Annotated in this window: 19 protein-coding genes, 1 tRNA gene, 1 pseudogene and 2 riboswitches; of the genes and pseudogenes, 7 read left to right on the top strand and 14 right to left on the bottom strand. The window is 59.1% G+C overall.

Translation table 11 applies throughout. The features are described 5' to 3' along the window. Positions 1–601: 601 nt before the first annotated feature. Together FOY56_RS18270 and FOY56_RS23670 are read left to right on the top strand one after the other, a co-directional pair. Positions 602–1,036: a DUF5681 domain-containing protein gene (locus FOY56_RS18270; protein WP_146347422.1), complete on the top strand. Its 435-nt coding sequence runs from the start codon at positions 602–604 to the stop codon at positions 1,034–1,036. 38 nt (positions 1,037–1,074) lie between these two features. Beyond that, positions 1,075–1,326, top strand: coding sequence for a hypothetical protein (locus tag FOY56_RS23670; RefSeq protein ID WP_186766395.1), 252 nt, complete (start codon positions 1,075–1,077; stop codon positions 1,324–1,326). A 326-nt stretch (positions 1,327–1,652) separates the two neighbouring features. On the opposite strand, the gene FOY56_RS18280 is transcribed toward FOY56_RS23670, so the two are convergent. The 5 genes and pseudogenes from FOY56_RS18280 to FOY56_RS18300 form a co-directional block, all read right to left on the bottom strand. Continuing rightward, a complete protein-coding gene (locus FOY56_RS18280) occupies positions 1,653–2,918 on the bottom strand; it encodes an MFS transporter (protein WP_146347424.1) in 1,266 nt (421 codons plus the stop codon). Positions 2,919–2,993: 75 nt separating this feature from the next. Next, entirely contained in the window at positions 2,994–4,565 is a 1,572-nt protein-coding gene (locus tag FOY56_RS18285; protein WP_146347426.1) for a tannase/feruloyl esterase family alpha/beta hydrolase, read from the bottom strand. A gap of 517 nt (positions 4,566–5,082) precedes the next feature. Next, positions 5,083–6,096 (bottom strand): IS110 family RNA-guided transposase, encoded by a 1,014-nt coding sequence (locus FOY56_RS18290; RefSeq protein WP_146347428.1) that lies wholly within the window; start codon positions 6,094–6,096, stop codon positions 5,083–5,085. A gap of 139 nt (positions 6,097–6,235) precedes the next feature. Next, positions 6,236–7,622: pseudogene (locus FOY56_RS18295) on the bottom strand (IS1182 family transposase). A 203-nt stretch (positions 7,623–7,825) separates the two neighbouring features. Next, positions 7,826–7,901 (bottom strand) — tRNA-Lys (locus FOY56_RS18300). Between the two features lie 212 nt (positions 7,902–8,113). On the opposite strand from FOY56_RS18300, the gene dapF reads away from it, so the two are divergent. Together dapF and mtaB are read left to right on the top strand one after the other, a co-directional pair. Then, on the top strand, positions 8,114–8,956 hold the full coding sequence (gene dapF, locus FOY56_RS18305) for a diaminopimelate epimerase (protein WP_146347728.1): 843 nt from the start codon (positions 8,114–8,116) through the stop codon (positions 8,954–8,956). Beyond that, positions 8,953–10,206, top strand: a complete 1,254-nt coding sequence (gene mtaB, locus FOY56_RS18310; RefSeq protein ID WP_146347430.1) for a tRNA (N(6)-L-threonylcarbamoyladenosine(37)-C(2))-methylthiotransferase MtaB — start codon at positions 8,953–8,955, stop codon at positions 10,204–10,206. Before dapF ends, mtaB begins: the two co-directional genes overlap by 4 nt. 8 nt (positions 10,207–10,214) lie before the next feature. On the opposite strand, the gene FOY56_RS18315 is transcribed toward mtaB, so the two are convergent. The 6 genes from FOY56_RS18315 to FOY56_RS18340 form a co-directional block, all read right to left on the bottom strand. Then, positions 10,215–10,910 (bottom strand): methyltransferase family protein, encoded by a 696-nt coding sequence (locus FOY56_RS18315; protein ID WP_146347432.1) that lies wholly within the window; start codon positions 10,908–10,910, stop codon positions 10,215–10,217. A gap of 105 nt (positions 10,911–11,015) precedes the next feature. Further along, on the bottom strand, positions 11,016–11,813 hold the full coding sequence (locus tag FOY56_RS18320; RefSeq protein WP_146347434.1) for a cytochrome c1: 798 nt from the start codon (positions 11,811–11,813) through the stop codon (positions 11,016–11,018). A 14-nt stretch (positions 11,814–11,827) separates the two neighbouring features. Further along, positions 11,828–13,159 (bottom strand): cytochrome b, encoded by a 1,332-nt coding sequence (petB, locus tag FOY56_RS18325; protein WP_146347436.1) that lies wholly within the window; start codon positions 13,157–13,159, stop codon positions 11,828–11,830. A gap of 11 nt (positions 13,160–13,170) precedes the next feature. Next, entirely contained in the window at positions 13,171–13,734 is a 564-nt protein-coding gene (petA, locus tag FOY56_RS18330) for a ubiquinol-cytochrome c reductase iron-sulfur subunit (RefSeq protein ID WP_146347438.1), read from the bottom strand. Between the two features lie 193 nt (positions 13,735–13,927). Further along, positions 13,928–14,530: a glutathione S-transferase gene (locus FOY56_RS18335; protein ID WP_146347440.1), complete on the bottom strand. Its 603-nt coding sequence runs from the start codon at positions 14,528–14,530 to the stop codon at positions 13,928–13,930. Positions 14,531–14,584: 54 nt separating this feature from the next. Next, entirely contained in the window at positions 14,585–15,199 is a 615-nt protein-coding gene (locus FOY56_RS18340) for an FMN-binding negative transcriptional regulator (RefSeq protein WP_146347441.1), read from the bottom strand. A gap of 58 nt (positions 15,200–15,257) precedes the next feature. Further along, positions 15,258–15,407: riboswitch (FMN riboswitch) on the top strand. Positions 15,408–15,486: 79 nt separating this feature from the next. On the opposite strand from FOY56_RS18340, the gene FOY56_RS18345 reads away from it, so the two are divergent. Beyond that, positions 15,487–15,921 carry a 6,7-dimethyl-8-ribityllumazine synthase gene (locus FOY56_RS18345; RefSeq protein ID WP_146347443.1) on the top strand — a complete coding sequence of 145 codons (435 nt, stop codon included), beginning with the start codon at positions 15,487–15,489 and terminating at the stop codon, positions 15,919–15,921. Here the strand turns inward: FOY56_RS18345 and FOY56_RS18350 are convergent. From FOY56_RS18350 to thiB, 3 genes are read right to left on the bottom strand one after another with little or no spacing between them, the layout of a single operon-like run. After that, positions 15,918–16,610 carry a thiamine ABC transporter ATP-binding protein gene (locus tag FOY56_RS18350; protein WP_146347445.1) on the bottom strand — a complete coding sequence of 231 codons (693 nt, stop codon included), beginning with the start codon at positions 16,608–16,610 and terminating at the stop codon, positions 15,918–15,920. The two genes, FOY56_RS18345 and FOY56_RS18350, sit on opposite strands and share 4 nt — an antisense overlap. Next, entirely contained in the window at positions 16,597–18,138 is a 1,542-nt protein-coding gene (locus FOY56_RS18355; protein WP_146347459.1) for a thiamine/thiamine pyrophosphate ABC transporter permease ThiP, read from the bottom strand. The genes FOY56_RS18350 and FOY56_RS18355 overlap by 14 nt, the downstream gene beginning before the upstream one ends. After that, the gene (thiB, locus tag FOY56_RS18360) at positions 18,114–19,091 is read right to left on the bottom strand and encodes a thiamine ABC transporter substrate binding subunit (protein ID WP_146347461.1); all 978 of its coding nucleotides are present in this window, start codon (positions 19,089–19,091) and stop codon (positions 18,114–18,116) included. The genes FOY56_RS18355 and thiB overlap by 25 nt, the downstream gene beginning before the upstream one ends. A gap of 35 nt (positions 19,092–19,126) precedes the next feature. Continuing rightward, positions 19,127–19,227: riboswitch (TPP riboswitch) on the bottom strand. A 160-nt stretch (positions 19,228–19,387) separates the two neighbouring features. Here thiB and aroC point away from each other — a divergent pair. Together aroC and FOY56_RS18370 are read left to right on the top strand one after the other, a co-directional pair. Further along, a complete protein-coding gene (aroC, locus tag FOY56_RS18365) occupies positions 19,388–20,491 on the top strand; it encodes a chorismate synthase (RefSeq protein ID WP_146347462.1) in 1,104 nt (367 codons plus the stop codon). 4 nt (positions 20,492–20,495) lie between these two features. After that, positions 20,496–21,440 carry an AEC family transporter gene (locus FOY56_RS18370; protein ID WP_146347464.1) on the top strand — a complete coding sequence of 315 codons (945 nt, stop codon included), beginning with the start codon at positions 20,496–20,498 and terminating at the stop codon, positions 21,438–21,440. The last annotated feature ends 21 nt before the right edge of the window (positions 21,441–21,461 follow it).

Consider the following 21,461-nt stretch of genomic DNA (forward strand, 5'->3'; position numbering starts at 1 on the left):
TGGGTCTTTTAATGGCCATCTCTGATCCTCCGCTTTCCTAATCATAGGGGCGGACCACTTCAAAGGGGGAGGCTCAAATGACTGGGAAGGCTTCAAATAATTGAAAAATATAGAAAATCCTTCGGTTTGTATTGACCGTCACACCTGTCACACCTCCGCCACATGTTACGAACGTGACGGGGGCACCCAAGCGTCACACAAGTCACACCACCCCTATAGGGGTGTGACAGTTGTGACGGTGCCCTTGGCCTGCTTGCCTGACGCAAAACAGGATGGATTTGTCCGGGACGTATCCGGCCTATCCGGTCGGTTCGAGATCGACGAATTCGGGGATGTGTCATGAGTCACGCAACCGACCTACACCACATAACCGCAGAAATCGCCACACAGGCGGTTTCAGGGGCAATCCCGGCCACGGGAGCGCAAGGAAGGCTTGATCAGGCCCTTGCCCCCATGCTGCCCGCGCTGCCCCGTGTTGCTGCTCAAGACCATGTCCGGCAAATCAGGTCATTCGTAAATCACGAGAGAATTGACGTTGGAATCGCGATTCACCTTTCGGGCGGTGAAGTACTGTTGGCAACTACTGAGGAAAGGGCAAAACATGAGCAACCGTAAAAACGGATCAAATACGGGCCGAAACGATGACGGCACATTTGGGCCGGGAAACCGGGGCAAGCCAAAAGGCGCGCGTCACGCGATAACACGGGCGGTTGAGGAATTGCTGCAGGGGCAAGCAGAAGTGTTAACCCAGAAAGCCATTGATCGGGCACTTGAAGGCGACGTGACGGCGCTGCGGCTTTGTATTGACCGTATCGCTCCGGCGAGGAAAGACGCGCCTGTCAGCTTCGATCTGCCTGCTATGCAATCTGCGGTGGAAGCAGCTAAAGCGGCTGAGGCGGTTCTGTCGGCGGTGTCAGGCGGTGAGATAACCCCGCTCGAAGGAGCTGCAGTGATGGGGTTAGTGGAGCAATACAGGCGGGCATTGGAACTCACCGAGTTCGAGAAACGGATCGACGCTCTGGAGATGAGAAAATGAGATGGCGGGCTCGATTCTCCAAGATGGAAAGAGATTTCGTGGCGGAAAGCTCGGATCTCACCAAACTGACCGATGAGGAATTGATTGAGGCGATACGCACCAATTTGAAGATCCTGGGAATTGATTGGGAGGAGTTCAAAAACGACCCGCGGGGCGCCGTCGTAAAGTGTTTCGAAGGCGTTTCCGACGACGACGGTTTGATCGCCGGGTTTTTGGAGGCGATTGATCGCTTGGGTGGGTGCAGGCTTAACCAGGCGGAGCGTCCCGCCAGCGCAGACCATTCCGAATGACATGGATGATGCCACTCAGCACTTTGCGGTCATCAACACAGGCGACCCCGCGTGGCTTTGGGAAGCCACATCGGCCCACAGGAGGCATTCACTTGGTCGGTTCACGCCGCATTGCAGCTTCACCAGACCAGCCGTTCGTTCATTGCGCAGCATTTTCGAGAAGCGAGTGACTGCAATGCGGGACGTAGCCGTCGTCCACGGTAACTCAAGCAAGGTCCGTTTCAAGTAGAGCTGCAAGCCGACCGATGCCCAACGTCAGCCAAATTAGCGCTATCGGCCAATCCAAGAGCAGCCCGTTTCCTTCCCCATGCGCCATGTATCTTCCCCTACCTTTTGTTGTCTGGCGCGACCTCGGTACTGGTCGTTCCCGCCACGACGTGACTGGTCTTCTCGGCTGGCGAAGAGGCGTCGCGTTTTGCGAATCTGACGCTCACGAACACCGTAAAGCCAGCCATCATGAGGAACAGCGCCCAGTGCAACGCAGAATCCTCGAAGACCGCTGAAGCAAGGCTGACAACTAACGGGCCTGCAATACCTCCGGCAGTCGTGACAAAAAGCATCGTCACTGAGGCTGCAGCGACATAGACAGGGGGCGTTCGGTCCATCGCGTGTGCGACGAGAAGCGAATACATTGTCAGCAAGGCTCCGCCCAGGATCACCATGAGGCCGAGGAATACCGAATGCCGGATTGTTCCGAAAATCGCGTGATAGGCCGACCCGTCACCGCTGCCAACTATCGAGAAATATAAAAGCAAGGCTGAGGCGATCACTCCGTTTATCAGAATGATGACCCGCCGGTCGTGGCGGTCGGATGCCCACCCGAGCGGGTACATGAAGAGAATCCGGCCGAGATACAGTGCTCCGATCAGGAGAGCGATCTCCTTGGTGCTGATCCCGAAAGTGGCGGCTCTGTAGGGCGTAACGTTGAGCAATGTTGTTGCGACCATTCCGACCGTAAAGGCTCCGACCCAAGCAGTGGGCGAGTCCTTGAGCAACCCGCGAATCCGCACATTGGCGCTGGACTGGACGGTAGGAGGGTCAGATCGCGCGGCGGTCAGCACGACAATTGCAACGCAATAGAGCAGCGAAACCACGATGAAGGCTTCGTTCAGGTCTTCGGGCAAAACTTGGATCATAAGCTGGCTGCCGACGGACATCACGCCGAGCACCGTCGCATAAACCGCCAGAAGCCGCCCGCGACTGGCCTTCTCGGCAGAGACGCTGATCCACGCGTCACCCAGAGCGAACAATCCGGCCGTAGCAACACCGGTCGCGAACCTGACGAACAGCAGAACCGGAACGGGCTCGCTGAGCGCGAAGGTCAGGGTCGAGCCGATGCAGATGGCCGCGCCTGCAGCGAATGAGCGGATATGGCCGACCTTGGTTATCCACCCCGCGATGTAGAAACACCCGATAAGGAACCCAAGCGAGTAAGCTGCCGGAGCGAGTGCTGCAACTTCCTGTGACGCGCCGGTTTCGGCGAAGTATAGCGCCACCAGAGTTCCCGACGCGGCGGTCACAAGTTGCACCGATGCCATCGCCAGAAAGAGCGATCGCAGGGTCAGCAATCTCGCGGAAAACTCATTCGTCAACGACGTTCATCCCAAACATTGGGCAGCAGGTTTCTGACACGATAACGGTGCATTTTGAGCCTGCCAGTTAAATGCCTATTGCGGAACTCGGCAACTGAAGCTCATCGGGTCGTTCGGGGCACCGCTGCCATTGTAGGTCACGACACCGGGGTGGGCGCAGATGATCCGTCCGCCTTGTCCGGTGGGAGGGCGACCCGGCGCAGGCGAGGCGTAGGGCGCGTCAAGCTGCTCGGGTGCCACGCCCGTGTCCAGCCAGTCTTCCAGCGCAGCAATATAGTCGGTGCCGTCCGGACCAGGACCGCCACGACAATGAGTGACGCCGGGACGGACAAACAACCGCACGTCATCCAGGGCGGTCGGGTCGAATTCCAGCACGCTCTCGTAGTAGGCGATTGTGCCGTAGGCTGTGAGCGAACCGTCCATCCAGCCGTTGTCGATGATGAGTTTACCGCCGTTGGCCCGGAATTCAGAAAGGTCTGGATTGTCCGCGTCGATTGTCGGACTGAGGCGTGCTGCGTGGTGCGCGAACTCCGAGAAATCGTAACCTTCGTAGGTCCAGTCCGGGTTGCCGTAGAAGAAGTACTTCATCAGCTCCGTCGCAAATCCCCAACGTGCATTCGGGATCTTTGGGCTTTCAAACGCACTCTCCTCCGAACCCGGATGGAAATCGATGTCGGCGCCTTCCACGTAGCCTCCGGTTATCCAGGTCGCCCAGCCAAGCGGATTGCCCGGCAATTCCGCTCCCATTGACGTCCCAGGCCAGACGGAGCCGCCGAATTCCGCGTCGCCGTATATGGCTTTGGCTGCTGCTACCTGTTCCAGGCTGAGGCATTGATTGGTTTGACCTTCGCCGCAGGTCAGTGTCGAGACATCAAAGTCACACTGTCCTGGATCATTCAGTATCCCGTCTTCAAGCCCATCCAGTGCATCACAATGGTCCATGATCGCACCCCCAAGGACGGCAAGGGCATCGGCATCTATCACTGGCGTCGCGATCTGGTTCGGATCGGGATACATTATCTGGGAGTCGTGGGTCCATCGGCCAGCCATTTCCTTCGTCCAGGAATAGGCCGGGGCCCCGGCGTAAATGCCGTCGAACACATCAGGTGACCGCTGTGCTGCCATCAATGCCTGTCCGCCGCCACGGGAGCACCCAAAGAAGAGGTCGCGTTGGCTTTCGGATCCGTAATATTCTGAAATCAAAGCTTTAGCCGTTACCGCCGTTCGGTGCACAGCTTGGAACCCGAACGACACCTGCCGTTCGAGATTGTTGAGCGCCCAAACAGCGCTCACGTTGTTTCCCTTATGCCCCGTGTCGGTCGAAACAGTCGCCCATCCGTTTTCGACAACCCCCCAGTACCCCTCGGCCGCGTTGTCAAAGTTTCCGGCAAAACCTCCGCTGCCGCCCATTATAAACTTTCCGTTCCAGTCATTCGGCAGTAGCAGCTCGAACTCTGTTTCGGTACCGATGACCCCAACGACCCGACAGTGTGGCTTCGGCGTTTCTTCAAAGGCGACGACCATAAGAGCAACGTCGGGCATGGGTGAAAAACTGGCGCTCTCGCACTGGTTCGCCATTGAGGTCGTCGGTATTGCGATTGCCAACGACACAACCAACAAAGAAAGGGCGGTTCCTTTTCTCGTCATAGACTGCTCCAGAATGGCTCGAAGCTGACTAAAACACTGAAAAGCCAAAATGGGAAGGCTAACCCTCCCAGATCAGATACCTGACGTCTGCTTCACCACCTAAAGAAGCATTCGCGAGGACCGATCTCAATCGGCAGCTAAGGGCAGAAAGCAGCCTTGCGGCGGTGCAGAGTGAAACCGAGTTTCAGGGTCGCCTGAACGTCGGCTTCCAATGTCTCGGCAGGGTTGGCTCGCACCCGCGGCGAATGACTGCAATCCGCCGATTCTGTTCTCTAATCCGTCAATGCGTGTTTCCTAGAATTCCTGTGTCCTGATGTCAGAGGTTGCCTTTGTTCTGTTCGAGCTCCGGGGCTCATGATGGGGTTGGCTGGGTGTGGGTCGGCAAGGTGGAAACCGCAATCATGCCGTTGTGCTTGGCTGTTGCTACAGAATCGACGCCGTGTCTCACGCCCTCCCTCGGGCATCGTTCCCGCTGGGAACTGGTGTTTGGAATCCTCGTTTGTTTGTGTGTTGGTTCTTATGCGATCTGGAATTCGGTTTGGTCACGCATCATCGCATGCAGGATGATTGCGAGGCGTCGGGCCAGGGCGACGCGAGCTTTTCTCATTGTTGAGCGTGCCCCGATTGCAAGGGCCCAGTCTTTCAACTTGAGCGGACCGGCATACCTTGTCAGCATGACATTGGCCGCTTCATACAGCAGCGTTCGGACCCTGGTATCACCCCGTTTCGAGATGCTGCCGATATAGTCAATTTCTCCGGACTGATGCCGTTGTGGGACAAGCCCGAGATACGGCCCGACTTCGCGCGATCTTTTGAACCGTGTCGGATCATCTATTGCGGCGGCAAAGGCCAGGGCTGTGATTGGCCCGACACCTGGTACGGTCATCAGGCGTGCGCAGGTCCCGGACTTGCGAGCCATCTTTTTGACGTCAGCGTCAATCGCTGAGACCGCTGCAAGTATTGCTTCGCGCGCAGCAAACAATCCATGCAATGCAGCGTGGAGGCCTGGGACGCCGTCACTAACCTTTAGGGCAGCGTCTTTGAATGCTGGCGACAGTGCCCGAGGCAGCCGCACGCCAAACACCACGACCAGACCGCGGATCTGATTGTCGATCGTCACCCGCTGACCGACCAGCTTTTTGCGTGCTGCAATCAATGACCGTATCGCGTGCGCTGACAGCGATTTGACATGGGTCGGTTTGTAAAACCCCGTGCGCGCCAAATGGGCCAGGCCGCGCGCGTCAGTGCGATCCGACTTATGTCCAGCCAAAGACTTAAGCGCTTGATAGGCCTGTCTGCTTTCAATGCATTGGACCGCAACGCCGCGTTCATTTAGCCCGTGATACAACATGGGAGCCATCCTCCCTGTCTCGAACACAACTCCGGTGCAGGTCGGACCTGCGGACAGAAAGTCATTGATCGCACCTGGCGAGGAACGTGCTTTACCTTCTCGGATCAATGTACCCTCGCGATCCAGCACACAAATATGCGTCTCCTCCATCGAGACATCTAAACCAGCAAAATACTCCATTTATCAGCTCTTCCAATTGCTTGCTGGTTCAGTCTACCAGCCGATTTGCAGAGCCGGATTCAGATTACACTATGTTGAAAAACCACGTGTTGCTGGCGCAGAAAGCATGGCCCCAAACGGAGCGCGAGCGCCTTTCCTATCAGGCTTTGCGCGTTTGCTGCGGTGCAGGAAAGATCTTGGCCAATTTGCGGAGGTTTTGGGCGGTTGCGGCGAGCAGGAATTCGTCATTTGCACCGCATGGGCCACGTAATCGGAGCCTTCCGAGGCCGAGGATGCGTTTGAGGTGGGCGAAAAGCATCTCGACCTTCTTCCGGAGCTTCATGGAGATATCGTATTGCTTGGTCTTAGCGATGTCTCGGGCGACCTGGCGGGCGTCTTCGTGTTCTTCGCGGGTGATCGATCTGGCGTCTGCGTTCGGGCAGCATTTCGCCTTGGACGGGCAGGCCTGGCAGGTCAGTTTTAGGGCACGATATTTGGTTCTGCCCTGTCCGGTCGGCCTTCGGTTCGGATCGGAATAGTTCCGCCGGAACTGCTTCAGCTCTTGGCCCTCGGGGCAGATGTATTGGTCGTTCTCTGCGTCCCACTCGAAGTCAGCCCGGCTCCAGGTGCCGTTGCTGCGGCCAGATTTGTCGAAGACGGGGATGTGCGGGTTAATCTTGCGTTCAACCAGCCAACCCAGCATCGGCCCGGTGCCATAGGCCGTGTCAGCGATCAGGCGTTCGGGGTGCAGGTCGAACTTCTCTTTGACCCGCTTCAACATGGTCTTTTGTCGACCCGACCTCGGCTTGCCGGATGGAGCGGGTGGGGTCCACATCCAAGATGACACCATGATCCGTGTCGATGAGATAATTGTCGGAATAGCTGAAGAAGGCCGGGCCTTTGCGGGCTGCTGTCCACTGACTGGCGGGATCAGAATGCGAGGTGAACTTGGGCTGAACCTCGCTGGCAGCACCGAACGCAGCCTCATCCAGCGTATCAAGATACTCACGCACAGCGCGGGGCGCATCGGCGGGATCGACGGTGGATGCATCCCATTCTTCCCTCGGCGTCGAGTTCTGCTTGTTCGCATCCGCTTCGATCAGGCTGGCGTCGATGGCCATGCGTTGGCCGCTGACCAAGCCCTCTTCAATACAGCGTGCGACGGTCATCTCGAACAGGTGGCGCAGCAATTCGCTGTCGCGAAAACGCCCGTGCCTGTTCTTCGAAAACGTCGAGTGATCCGGAACCCGGTCGCTCAGATCGAGATGGCAAAACCAACGATACGCCAGGTTCAGATGCACCTCTTCGCAGAGCCGCCGTTCCGACCGGATGCCGAAGCAATAGCCGACCAGGAGCATGCGGATCAGCAACTCGGGATCGACGGATGGACGGCCCGTGTGGCTGTAGAAGTCTGCCAGATGTGCACGGACGTCAGTCAGATCGACGAAGCGCTCGATGGACCGAAGAAGGTGATACTGAGGGACATGATCTTCCAGCGAGAACTCGTAGAACAGCGACGGCTGCGCCTCATGCCTTGGTCCCATCATCGCAAATCCTCCCGCCCAATGCGGAAAGTGAATCAGCCCGATGCCCCTCGATCAAGCACGAGTTTTTCAACAAAATACGCCCAAAGTGTCGTACGCTGCGCTTGAGACTGACAAACACCCGACTTTGTCCCCCATACGTCCCCCAAAACGAGGTAATGCGGGTCCAGCATCACGCCCAAAGCCTTCTAAGCCTTTGATTTCAGTGGTGAGCCGTGCAGGATTCGAACCTGCGACCCACTGATTAAAAGTCAGTTGCTCTACCAACTGAGCTAACGGCCCACTCTGTGTTGAAACGGTTCCCCGTTTCATGTCGCTCTTTAGGACAATTTTTCCCTAAGGATCAAGCGCCTAATTCGCTGCATCAGGGTCAGAAGAAGATGATTCCTCGTCGCCCAATAGGCGGCCTAACTAGGCAAGCCATGGCAGGCGGTCAAGCCCTTTTCACAGAGAAAAGCAACGGAAGGGTGGATTCGGTTTCGCGGCGGGTCTATATGCGCGCAATGCAGGATTTTTCGAACACCGGACTGCCCTTTATGAAGATGCACGGGCTGGGCAATGATTTTGTCGTTGTCGATGCGCGCGCACAGCCGCTGGCGATTTCGCCCGCGCTGGCGCAGGGCATTGCGCATCGCCATTTTGGTGTCGGGTTCGACCAGCTTGCCGTGATCACCCCGGGTGATGGCGACGCCCATCTGACATTCCTGAATGCGGACGGATCGACGTCGGCGGCCTGCGGGAATGCCACGCGCTGTATTGCCCGGTTTCTGATGGATGAAACCGGCAAAGACCACCTGAAGCTGACCACGGATCGCGGCGATCTTGAGGCTCGGGATGCAGGCAACGGCCTGACCTCGGTCAACATGGGGCGCCCGCAATTGGACTGGGCCGATATCCCGCTGGCCGAGGCCATGGATACGCTTGAACTGCCCATCGAAGGCAGCCCCACCGCCACGGGCATGGGCAATCCGCATTGCACATTCTTCGTGGAAGATGCCGACCTGATTCCGTTGGAAGAATTCGGCCAACGGTATGAGCATCACCCGCTGTATCCCGAGCGCACCAATGTGCAGGTCGCGACGATCACTGGCCCTGACCGTATCCGGATGCGCGTGTGGGAACGTGGGGTTGGCCAGACGCTGGCCTCGGGGTCGTCGTCCTGTGCCACTGCCGTTGCTGCGGCCCGCCGTGGTCTGACCGGGCGCAAGGTGCAGATTGATCTGGACGGCGGCACGCTGTGGATCGACTGGCGCGACGACGGGGTCTGGATGACCGGGCCGACGTCGCATGTCTTCTCGGGCGTTCTGACGCCCCAGTTTCTGGAAAGTCTGACATGACCGCCCCGCGATTCACCACGTTAGGCTGCCGTCTGAATGCCTATGAAACCGAAGCCATGAAAGAGCTTTCGACGCAGGCGGGGCTTGAGAACGCGGTGATCGTGAACACCTGCGCCGTGACCTCCGAAGCGGTGCGCAAGGCCCGGCAGGAAATCCGTCGGTTGCGGCGCGAAAACCCTGACGCGCGGGTAATCGTCACCGGCTGTGCGGCCCAGACCGAGCCCGAAACCTTTGCGGCCATGGACGAAGTCGACGCCGTCATCGGCAATACGGAGAAAATGCAACCCGATACATGGGCTGGTCTGGCAGGCGACTTCATAGGCGAGACCGAAAAATGTCAGGTCGATGACATCATGTCGGTCACTGAAACCGCCAGCCACCTGATTGACGGGTTTGGCACCCGGTCGCGCGCCTATGTGCAGGTTCAGAACGGCTGTGATCACCGCTGCACGTTCTGCATCATCCCCTATGGTCGCGGCAATTCGCGCTCGGTACCTGCGGGCGTGGTGGTCGATCAGATCAAGCGGCTGGTTCAGCGTGGCTATAACGAGGTCGTGCTGACCGGAGTCGATCTGACCTCGTGGGGTGCTGACCTGCCGTCAGAACCCCGCCTTGGCGATCTGGTGATGCGGATCCTCAAGCTGGTGCCGGATCTGCCGCGCTTGCGGATCTCGTCGATTGATTCGATCGAGGTCGATGAAGCTTTGATGCAAGCGATCGCGACCGAACCGCGCCTGATGCCGCATCTGCACCTGTCCCTGCAACATGGTGACGATCTGATCCTCAAGCGGATGAAACGCCGCCATCTGCGCGACGATGCGATCCAGTTTGCGCAAGAGGCCCGGAAACTGCGGCCCGACATGACCTTTGGCGCTGACATCATCGCCGGGTTCCCGACCGAAACCGAGGCCCATTTCGAAAACGCGCTGAAGCTGGTCGAGGATTGCAATCTGACCTGGCTGCATGTCTTCCCCTATTCGCCCCGCCCCGGCACCCCCGCCGCCCGGATGCCGCAGGTCGATGGGCGTGCGATCAAAGAACGGGCAGCTCGGCTGCGGGCAGCTGGCGAACAGGCGGTCTCAAGCCATCTCGCCGCCCAGATCGGGAAAGCCCATCGGATTCTGATGGAGAACCCGCATATGGGCCGGACCGAGCAGTTTGCCGAAGTCACATTTGCCATCCCGCAAACCGAAGGTCAGATCGTTGACGCGCAGATCACTGGACGGTCCGGAACTCAGTTGACCGCGTGACCCTTTGATCACCAGATCAACGGAATGACCCGATAAGGCCGCCTGCTCTGATAGGCCTCGTATCCGGCCAGGGTCGCCACCAGCATCCGTTCTTCAATCCGAATGCGCATCACCAGTGCCAGAAAGACCGGCACAACCATGACCAGGCTGGCCAAACTGCCCACGCATGGGCCCAGCCCGATCAGGAACACCAGCGCACCCAGATACATTGGGTGGCGGACGATGGCATAAGGGCCGGTGTCGACCAGCTTTTGCCGATCAGAACTCTGATCCTCGACAATCGGGATGGCAAACCGATTTTCGTACAGTGTCCAGATGATCAGGCCAAATCCCAGCATCATGATCGCACCTGCAACAAACGCGATACCAGCGCCAGTCGGCGCAAAGATCTGCCAGATCAGAACGTCCAGCGGCATAAACGCGACACAGGCTGATCCCGACAGGATGATCAGCCCTGTCGCCACGCGGTCGGCAGCGGGTTGAGAGGGGCCGGACAAGGGCCTCAGGCGTGCCTCAAGGCTTTCAGGCGCGCGGATGGCCAGCCAAACGATGCAAACCTGTTGGACCACGCCATAGACGGTCAGCACCTGCCAGCCCCGCGTCCATCCCCAGTCTCCGGCAAACAAACCTGCAGGAACGATCAGCAGCGCGGCGACAACGGCAAGCTGCAGCAGGCCAAGCAGTGATCCCTTTATCAACAGCACAGCGGCACGCCCCTTTGGTCACGGCCCACGAATGGGTTTCACAGACAGAAAAAGCCTCCGACGATCGCGCCGGAGGCCTAAATACTGAACAAAACCGAAGGCCGATCAGCCGACGTATTTCTTGCCCTTGATCGGGGCCCAGAGCTTTTTGTTGGTCAGGTACAGCAGAATGGACATGATCGACAGGAAGATCACGCCGACAAGACCGGCCTGCTTGCGGGCCATCATCTTGGGCTCGGCCGCCCACATGAGGAAGGCCGACACGTCTTCGGCTTCGTGGTGCAGGCTGTTAGAATGACCATCCGCGAAATCAACATCCTCGCCATAAAGCGGCGGGCCCATCGAAATCCAGCCACCCGGGAAGGCGGTGTTTTCGTACAGGGTCACGCCCGCTTCTTCCTTTTCCTCACCCGTATACCCGGTCAAAAGCGACGCGATGTACTCTGCGCCACCCATGCCTCTGAACATCTGGTTGATCCCCAGACCATAGGGGCCATGGAAACCCGCGCGGGCCTTGGCCATCATGCTCAGGTCAGGCGCGCCGGCATTGTCATTGGCCGGGAAGAAGTCGGCTGGTTTCGCCGGGCGATCTTCGTCCAGTTCCGCATCATAGACGCTGAAGGTTTCAGCCGCATAAGCACGCACCTGATCATCGGTCCAGCCGACCCCACCTTCGTCCGCCAGTGTGCGCAACGGCACATAGCGCAGACCGTGGCAGGCCGAGCAGACCTCGGTATAGATCTGAAGACCGCGCTGAAGCTGGTTCTGATCAAAGGTGCCGAACGGACCTTCGAACGAAAAGGCGAAGTCTTCGATGTGCTGCTCACCGCCACCGGCGGCGTGCGACGCCACCGGGGCAAGGGCCAAAGCGAACGCGACGCCGATTGCAAGTTTCTTGAACATTGTTCCTGTCCCTCTTATTCGGCCGGCGTGGCGTCAGAATCCGCCTTGCCGTAGTGCGCGTTAAAGTCGTCTTCGATCGTCGCTGGCGGCGTATCCGGCTTTTCGATCACACCAAGGATCGGCAGAATCACCAGAAAGTAGGCGAACCAATAAGCCGAGGCGATCAGAGATATGGTCGAATACGGCGGTTCCGCCGGCATTGCGCCACACCACATCAGCACGATGAAGTCGATGACCAGCAGATAGAACCACCACTTGAACTGTGGACGGTACCTGCCCGAACGCACCGACGATGTGTCCAGCCAAGGCACCAGCGCCATGACAGCAATCGCGCCGAACATCGCCAGAACACCGAAGAACTTGGCGTCAACGATGCCGCCGGTGATGAACGATGCGAACTGAACGACCCACACATCAGCGGTAAATGCCCGCAGGATCGCGTAGAACGGCAGGAAGTACCATTCAGGCACGATGTGCGCTGGCGTGACCAGGGCGTTGGCCTCGATATAGTTGTCAGGGTGGCCCAGATAGTTCGGCATGAAGCCGACAATGGCCCAGAACACGGCCAGCACGACGGCCAGTGCGAACAGATCTTTGATCACAAAGTAAGGCCAGAACGGCAGCGTGTCCTTCTCGGCCTCGGCTTTCGATCCCTTACGGACATCAACACCCGTCGGGTTGTTGTTGCCGGTGGTGTGGAAGGCCCAGATATGCACGATGACCAGCGCCGCAATCACGAACGGCAGCAGATAGTGCAGCGAGAAGAAGCGGTTCAGCGTGGCGTTGTCCACGGCGGGTCCGCCCAGCAACCATGTCTGGATCGATTCACCGATGAACGGGATCGCACCGAAAAGGCCGGTGATCACGGTGGCACCCCAGAACGACATCTGACCCCATGGCAGCACATAGCCCATGAACGCGGTGCCCATCATGCACAGATAGATCAGCATGCCGACAATCCACGTGATTTCACGCGGTGCCTTGTACGAGCCATAGAACAGGCCGCGGAATATATGGATATAGACCGCAAGGAAGAACAGCGACGCGCCGTTCATGTGCAGATAGCGCAGCATATGCCCGCCATTCACGTCGCGCATGATGTGTTCGATCGACGCAAAGGCCAGATCGACATGCGGCGTATAATGCATCACCAGAACGATGCCGGTCACGATTTGCATCGCCAGGCAGAAGGTCAGGATGATGCCCCAGATCCACATCCAGTTCAGGTTCTTCGGGGTCGGGATCATGATGGTGTCGTACAGCAGACCAACCACAGGCAGACGCGTGTGGATCCACTTTTCGAAACCGGTTTTTGGTTCATAATGATCGTGCGGAATTCCGGACATGAGTGTTCTCCTTATCCCAGCTTGATCGTGGTTTCGTCGGTGAATTCAGCGACCGGAACCGGCAGGTTCTCAGGCGCGGGACCTTTGCGGATCCGACCGGCAGTGTCATAATGCGATCCGTGGCAGGGGCAGAACCAGCCGTGGAAGTCTCCGGCTCCGTCGCCCAGCGGCACGCAGCCAAGGTGCGTACACACACCCATCATCACCAGCCATTCGCCAGCTTCGTCCATCGTCCGGTTTTCGTCGGTGGCCGGAATGGCGTTGCCCTTGTTGATGTTGCGGGCAAACGGATCCGGCAGATCGTCCATCGGAACGGCGCGGGCTTCGGCAATCTCGTCCTCGGCGCGGCGACGGATGAAAACCGGCTTGCCCAGGAACTTGACGCTGATCTGCGTTCCGACTTCGACGCCGCTGATGTCCACGCGGATCGAGGACAAGGCCTGAACGTCAGCCGACGGGTTCATCTGGTTGACCAGGGGCCAAATAGCAGCTCCCGCGGTTACAGCACCTGCGCCAGCGGTGGCGTAGTAGAGGAAGTCTCTCCGGGTGCCTTCGTGATCTTCTGCGTGGGACACGAGGTTCTCTCCGATTCCAGCGCCCTATAAGGGCAAACATGAATATGCACCGCGCACAGGCGGTGTCTCACCGCGGGTATCTAGCCGGGTGCAAAGCGTTCGTCCAGACGTTGTGAAGGCGCATGAAGTCGCAGGTGCGCCTGCCTGTCGCGGTGCAGACACAGTTGTGTGACCCCATATAAGCCGATCAGGCCTAAGCCGGACGGGTTTCTTCCATGGCGGGACGCGCGCCGAACGTTACGTACCATTCGGCCAAAGCCGGATGATCGGCACGCCAGTCACGGTCAGGATGGCGGAAATCAAGGTATCCAAGCGCACATCCGACACTGATCTGGCACATGTTCAGCGGCCCTGACAGCATTTCCATCCAGGTGTCATTAACTGCGCCAACGCCGCGAATCGCTTTTGCCCACTGCGCTTCGACCCAACCGGCATACTGCTTCTCTTCGGGCCGCACCCGGCCTTCGTAAACCATCAGCACAGCCGCTTCGAGAATACCGTCGGCCATCGCTTCCAAGGTGAGAATGTCCCAAATTCGGTCTTCGGGGTACAACCCAGCGCCTGCAACCGAATCAAGGTACCGTGTGATGACCCGGCTGTCGAACAGCGCCCGGCCATCATCCAGAATCAGCGCCGGGATCTTGCCAAGCGGGTTCGCCGCCTTGACCTCGTCCGCGGTTGCCACAGGCGTGGTCATGACCTGAACCTCTTCGACCGCGTCGGTCTGTCCGGTTTCGCGCAGAACAACGCGCACTTTGCGCGCAAATGGTGACGCATCGGCTGTGATCAGTTTCATGGCTTTCCTCCCGGGCCGTTTCGTCGCCACCCTAGAAGCGACCGCGCCGCCTGTCTATGGATCGCGCATCATTGCGGCCAACCGGGCAAGCCCGGTCCCAACGCCATCTGATTCGACATGATCCGCAGCACGCAAACGCACGTCATCCGCCTTGTTCTGGTTCAGCTTCCAAGTGCCGTCGATTGACGTGATCTGCATCCGGCAGGGCACGATCATCCGCATCATCTTGTCCAGCGCCGCGCCATCCATCTTCGCCGCCGCCCAAGGCAGTTTCGGCAGCAGACGACGTTCAAACAATTCCGATTCCCGGTCCAGCACATCGCGCAGCTCGTCCGCCGGGCGCTTCTCGATCACACCGCTCAGATGCACGGCAACATAATTCCAGGTCGGCACCTGATCGTCGATCCCGTACCAATCGGGCGATACATAGCTGTCCGGCCCCGACACCGCCAAAACCGCCTGCAATGGTGCGCCCAGCGCGCGGGCAATCGGGTTTGACCGCACCAGATGCAGATCGATCACCTGTCCCTCATCGCGCAACAAGAACGGAATATGCGCCAACATGGGCCGGTCGGGCCCGTTCACCGTCAAAACGCCGAACCCTCGATCCCGCGCAAAGGCGAGGTTCTTGTCGTCGGTGCTCGTGTGAAAAACCGGATTCGGATGCATGATGACCCTTTCTGCGTTGCGTAAGTCTTGAAACCCTCGCCCATCATTGGCAAGTTGCAACTGTTCTCAGGGCGGGGCGAAATTCCCCACCGGCGGTATGCGGGCATGACCCGTCAGCCCGCGAGCGGCCCCGCAGAAATCCGGGGTGACAGCAGATCTGGTGAGATTCCAGAGCCGACGGTCATAGTCCGGATGAAAGAGAAACGTATGACGGGACCGTGTGCAGCACGAGCCTGACCATTCGTGATCGCCTTGGGTGACGTGTCTGTGACCAAAGGAGATGACAAATGACACACACCCGCTATGCGTTCATCAAGGCCAACTGGCATGCCGACATCGTTGATCGGGCATTGGATGGCTTTCTTGAACTGATTCCCGCCGATCAGGTTGATGTGTTCGATGTGCCCGGCGCGTTCGAAATGCCCCTGTTGGCCCGCGATCTGGCCGCCACCGGCCAATACGGTGCCGTCGCCTGCGCCGCCTTTGTCGTGGACGGAGGTATCTATCGTCATGATTTCGTGGCCCAGGCCGTGGTCGATGGCCTGATGCGTGCCGGGATGGACACCGGCGTTCCGGTCCTGTCCGTGTCGCTGACCCCGCACCACTATCAGGAAACCGAACACCACAACGATATCTACCGCGCGCATTTTGTCGAAAAAGGCCGCGAGGCCGCCCGTGCGGCGCTGGCCATCGGCAAAACCCGCGCCAAACTGGCCGCTTAACCCAGATAGGCCTTCAAGGCGGGCGGTGGATTGTCCAGCAACCCATGTGTTTCGACCGGGGCATGGGCCCGCCCGCCTTCGACCAGTATCACCTGATCCGCGATCCGTCGGGCATCCGACGGATCATGGCTGACCATCAACAACGTCGCCCCGGTTTCACGCAGCAAGGCATCCACAAGATCCAGCATCTCGCCCTTCAACGCCGGACCCAACGCCGCGAATGGTTCATCCAGCAACACCAGCGGCTTGTCCTGTACCAGCACCCGCGCCAATGCTGCCCGGCTTTGCTGTCCGCCCGACAATTCACCCGGTTTGCGCCCGCCCATGCCAGACAGTCCCACCCGATCCAGCGCCGCCAGAACGGCCATGTCCTGATCCGCCGTCAGCTTCAGATCCGGACGGATCCCCAAGCCGGCATTCTGCGCGATGGTCAGATGCGGAAACAGGTTGCCGTCCTGAAACAGCATCGCCACGGGTCGCTGCCCGGGCTGGTCCTGCTCAATCGCACGCCCGCCCCACAGGATCCGTCCACTCTCAACCGTCTGAAACCCAGCAATTGCCCCTATCAGGGTCGACTTCCCCGCCCCCGACGGCCCGATCACGGCCACCTTGCAGCCCAAAGGCACCTCAAAATCTGCCGACAAACGAAAATCCCCGTTCGCGATCACCAATGAGTCAAGTTTCAGCATGCCAGCGACCTCCCCGGTCGAAGATCCAGAACAGCGACATCGACAAAACCAAAAGCAACAACGACCCGCCCGCCGCCGCCTCCATCCGGTAGGCCCCCATCAGACGATAGATCTGCAACGGCAGAGTCGCGACCTCGGGATCTGCAAACAACGCGATCACGCCAAGGTCTCCCATCGACAAGGCCGCTGCCAACCCGGCAGCAAATCCGATCTGCGCCCGCATCCGGGGCAAAAGCACAAACCGCACGAACGGCCATCCGCTCATATCCAGCATCATCCCCAACCGCCCGAACTCTGCCACCACCTGCCGCGCGCGCGGCACAAGGATGCGCAAAGCAAAGGGCAACGCCATTACTGCATTCACCACCGCCGTCACCGGCAAGGCAAAAGCAAACGGATCGGCAATCGGATGGATCATCAGGAACAACCCTGTGCCAATCACGAGGGGAGAGGCCGCAAGCCCCAAAAGCCCTGCCAGTTCCAGCCTCTGCCGCCCCACTGCAATTGCTGCGGCAATCGGCACTGCCAACAGCAACAGGATCGCCGTACTGGCCAACGCAACCATCACCGACCAAAGCGCCGCATTCCAGACACTGCCCGGCAAGCGCGCCAACCCTGGCACCCCCGACAGAACAATCGCGATAAGCGGCAGCACCAGAAAGGCTGTCGCCAATCCGATCATCCCGCCATCCAGCACCCGCAAGCCAAGCCCCTGCCCGTCCCAACGTTGCACCGGACGATCAAGCCCGGCACCAAAGCCATCCCCTGACGAGACCCGCAGCGCGACCAAAGCCGCACCAACCGTCAGACCAATCTGGATACAGGATAACAAAGCCGCCCGCCCAAGGTCGAAATCGAACCGAAACGCCTGATAGATCGCAAGCTCAATCGTCGTCGCCCGCGGCCCGCCGCCTAACGTCAAAGCAACCGCGAAACTGGTCAGGCAAATCGCAAACACCACCGCCAAAGCCCCGGGCACAGCGCGCCGTAGCATCGGATATTCCAGCAAGGTCCTGATCTCGCGCGGTCCGGCACCCAATTGCGCCGCCAGCCGAAACCGCTCCGCCGGGATTTCCTGCCAACCTTGCAGGATCAACCGCGTTGCCAGCGGCAAGTTGAAGAATACATGCGCCAGCACCACCCCGTGCAAACCATAGATCTGCACCGGTGCGCCAAGCAATTGGCTGATCCAGCCACTGCGACCAAACACTTCCAGCAACCCAAGCACAGCCACAATCACCGGCAAAATAAACGGCGCGCCCAGCAAGGTGATCAGCATCCGCCGCCCGCGAAACCGCCGCCGCGCCAGCGCGCGCGCCACCGGCACCGCCAACCCAACGCTCAGACCGGCTGACAAAAGCGCCTGCACCACCGTGAACTGCACCGCCTGCCAGTCAGCAGGACCAAGCCCGCGACCTGCCTCGGCCCGCAACACAACAGCCAGCAGACTGCCAAGGATCAGCACGGCAACACACAGCGCCGCGCCAATCCCGGGTTTTGCGCTTACTGGCTGAGCGCGGTGAGCCATTCGGCCAACGCCTCATCCCGCGCGTCCGCTGCGGCCTGCGAAGACATCAGCAAGGATGTGCCCGGCTGGGCCAAAGTGTCGAACCCATCCGGCAAACCCGCTTCGGGTGTCACCGCCGGGTACATCCAGTTGGTGGTCGGGATCACCGACTGAAACGCATCCGACACCATAAACGCCAGGAACTGATCGGCCAACTCGCTCTGATCACTCGCAGCCAGCTTGCCCGCGACTTCGACCTGCATGTAATTGCCTTCGTCAAAAACCGCCGCGGCTTTCGACGCGTCCTCTTCCGCGATCAGGTGATAGGCAGGAGACGTGGTGTAAGACAAAACCATATCGGCCTCACCTTCAAGGAACAGACCATAGGCCTCGGACCAGCCTTTGGTGACGGTCACGATATTGTCGGCCAAACCGTCCCAGATCGCAGGCGCGTCTGCGCCATAGGCCTCTTTCACCCACATCAGCAGGCCCAAACCCGGCGTCGATGATCGTGGATCCTGAATGACAATCTTCAGATCCGATGCACCCAACGCTTTGAAATCTGTAGGTCCCTGAAGATCTGCGTTGTGAACAAAGGCGAAATACCCCCAGTCAAACGGCACGAACAACGGGTCCTCGAATGCCACCGGCAAATCATATTCGACCGACACGGCATGCGGCGCGAACAATCCGGTTTCAGCCGCCGCTGCCGTCAGGTTGGTATCCAACCCCAGAACAACATCCGCATCGCTGCGCGCGCCTTCCAAACGGAGCCGCGCCAGCAACGCTGCGCCATCGCCCGCCCCAACAAACTTGAGATCACAGCCACAAACCTCCTCAAAGGCCGCCTCGACCACCGGGCCGGGGCCCCAGTCCGAGACAAAACTGTCATAGGTGTAAACAGTCAGTTCGGGTGTCTCGGCAAATGCTGCCGTGGCACCAAAAACAGACGCTGCAAACGCAAGATACTTCATGGCATCCTCCTTTGCGGCGACAGGGTAAGGGTCAGGGGATGTCCACAAACCTTCCCTCCGCCGGTATTAGCCGGTTCAGGTTCAACGGGTCCGCGTCATGCGTCTCAGCCCTTGTGAGGCACCCCGAGGTGACGCGGACCCTAGGACCGACTCCAACAAATGACAAGCCCGGCCATACGTTTCCTCTTGCCAGAAATATCCCGGGGGACGCGCGCAGCGCGGGGGGCAGAGCCCCCAATTACCGCTTGTTCCACCCCGCACCCGCCGGTAATCACGGGGCGCAAAGGAGCTTGCCCATGTCATTGAACTCTTTCGGTCACCTTTTCCGCGTCACCACCTGGGGCGAAAGCCACGGGCCAGCTCTTGGTGCAACGGTAGATGGCTGCCCTCCGGGCGTTCCGATTGACGAGGCGATGATCCAGCACTGGCTGGACCGGCGCAAACCCGGGCAAAACAAATATACCACGCAGCGGCGCGAACCTGATGCCGTGAAAATCCTCTCTGGCGTGTTCGAAGGCCAGACCACCGGCACACCGGTTCAGCTGATGATCGAAAACACCGATCAGCGCTCCAAAGACTACTCCGAGATCATGGAGAAATTCCGCCCCGGTCATGCCGATATCACCTATTGGCAGAAATACGGCATCCGCGACTATCGCGGTGGAGGACGATCTTCGGCCCGCGAAACCGCCGCGCGGGTGGCCGCAGGTGGGCTGGCGCGCGAAGCGATCAAAGCGCTTGCGCCCGGGGTCGAGATCAAGGGCTACATGACCCAGATCGGGCCGTACAAAATAGACAATGAGCGTTTTGACGATGTACAAATCGGACAAAACCCCTTCTGGTGCCCGGATCCGCAAGCCGCGACCGAATGGGCCGATTACCTCGATGGTCTGCGCAAATCCGGCAACTCGGTCGGCGCCGTTGTCGAAGTTGTGGCCAAGGGCGTTCCGGCAGGATTGGGTGCACCGGTCTACGGCAAGATCGATACCGATCTGGCTGCGGCGATGATGTCGATCAACGCGGTCAAAGGCGTTGAGATTGGCGAAGGCATGAACGCGGCAGCGCTGACCGGCGAAGACAACGCCGACGAAATCTTCATGGGCAATGATGGCCAGCCGGTGTTTTCTTCGAACCATGCGGGCGGCATCCTTGGCGGTATCTCCACCGGTCAGGATCTGGTTGTGCGTTTCGCGGTCAAGCCGACTTCGTCAATCCTGAAGACCCGCCAGACGATCACCAAGTCTGGCGAAGCTGCTGAAATCATTACCAAAGGCCGGCACGACCCCTGCGTTGGCATCCGCGCGGTTCCGGTGGGCGAAGCGATGATGGCCTGTGTCATCCTTGATCACCTGCTACTGCATCGCGGTCAGATCGGCGAGAACCGAGGTCGGATCGGCTGAACCGTTGGCCTATATTTTAGGCATCACCTTCCCGATCTACGCGGTCATTGCCATCGGATACGCCGTCGTCAAAATCGGATGGTTTCGCAGGCAGGACATGAAAGTTCTGGGCGATTTCGTCCTGCAAGTCGCCATGCCCGCGCTGTTGTTCATCACGGTGGCCTCGCGCGATGTCGCGCATTCAATCCGACCCGATTACATGCTGGTCTATCTGGTCGGCAGCCTTGCAACGATCATCGTCGCCTACCTGTGGTTCAGCATGACCGCCCCCGATGCCGGACGTCGCGCCGTAGCCGTGATGGGAAGCTCTTGTCCGAACAACGGTTTTATTGGCTACCCGGTCATGCTGCTGGCCTATCCGGACATTGCCGGAATCGTATTGGGTATGAATTTTCTGATTGAAAACATAATCTTGATCCCGATTTGCCTGATCCTTCTGGATCTGTCACAGGGTCCCGTCCACCATTCTATCCCGCGTCGGATCGGGCTGATCCTTTGGGGCGTCCTGAAACGACCAATGATCATCGGTCTGCTATTGGGCCTTGCTGTTTCTATCGCAGGAATTCCGCTGCCAGACGCCACAGCCCGGTTGTTCACACTGCTCGCAAACTCTGCAGCCGCGCTGTCGCTGATCGTGATCGGCGGATCGCTGGTTGGTTTGCCGTTGGGCGGAAACCAACGCATGGCCGCACAAATTGCGACCGCCAAGCTGGTGATGCACCCGGTCCTGACCGGGCTTGCCGTCGCGGCCTTTGCAGCGCTTGGCATGGTCAGCCTCAGCCCGGATTTGTTTGCCGCCGTCATCCTGAGTTCCGCGATGCCCATGTTCGGGATTTATACGGTGTTGGCGCAGGAACGGGGGTTGGAAGGCATGGCCTCAATCGCAATGCTTGTGACGACGTCAGTGGCCTTCATAACGATCAGCGCGATACTGTACTGGCTGGTGTAACGACCGTGCTTGCCGCGAAAG

It is taken from the genome of Falsiphaeobacter marinintestinus, assembly GCF_007923355.1.
Lineage (GTDB): Bacteria > Pseudomonadota > Alphaproteobacteria > Rhodobacterales > Rhodobacteraceae > Phaeobacter_A > Phaeobacter_A marinintestinus.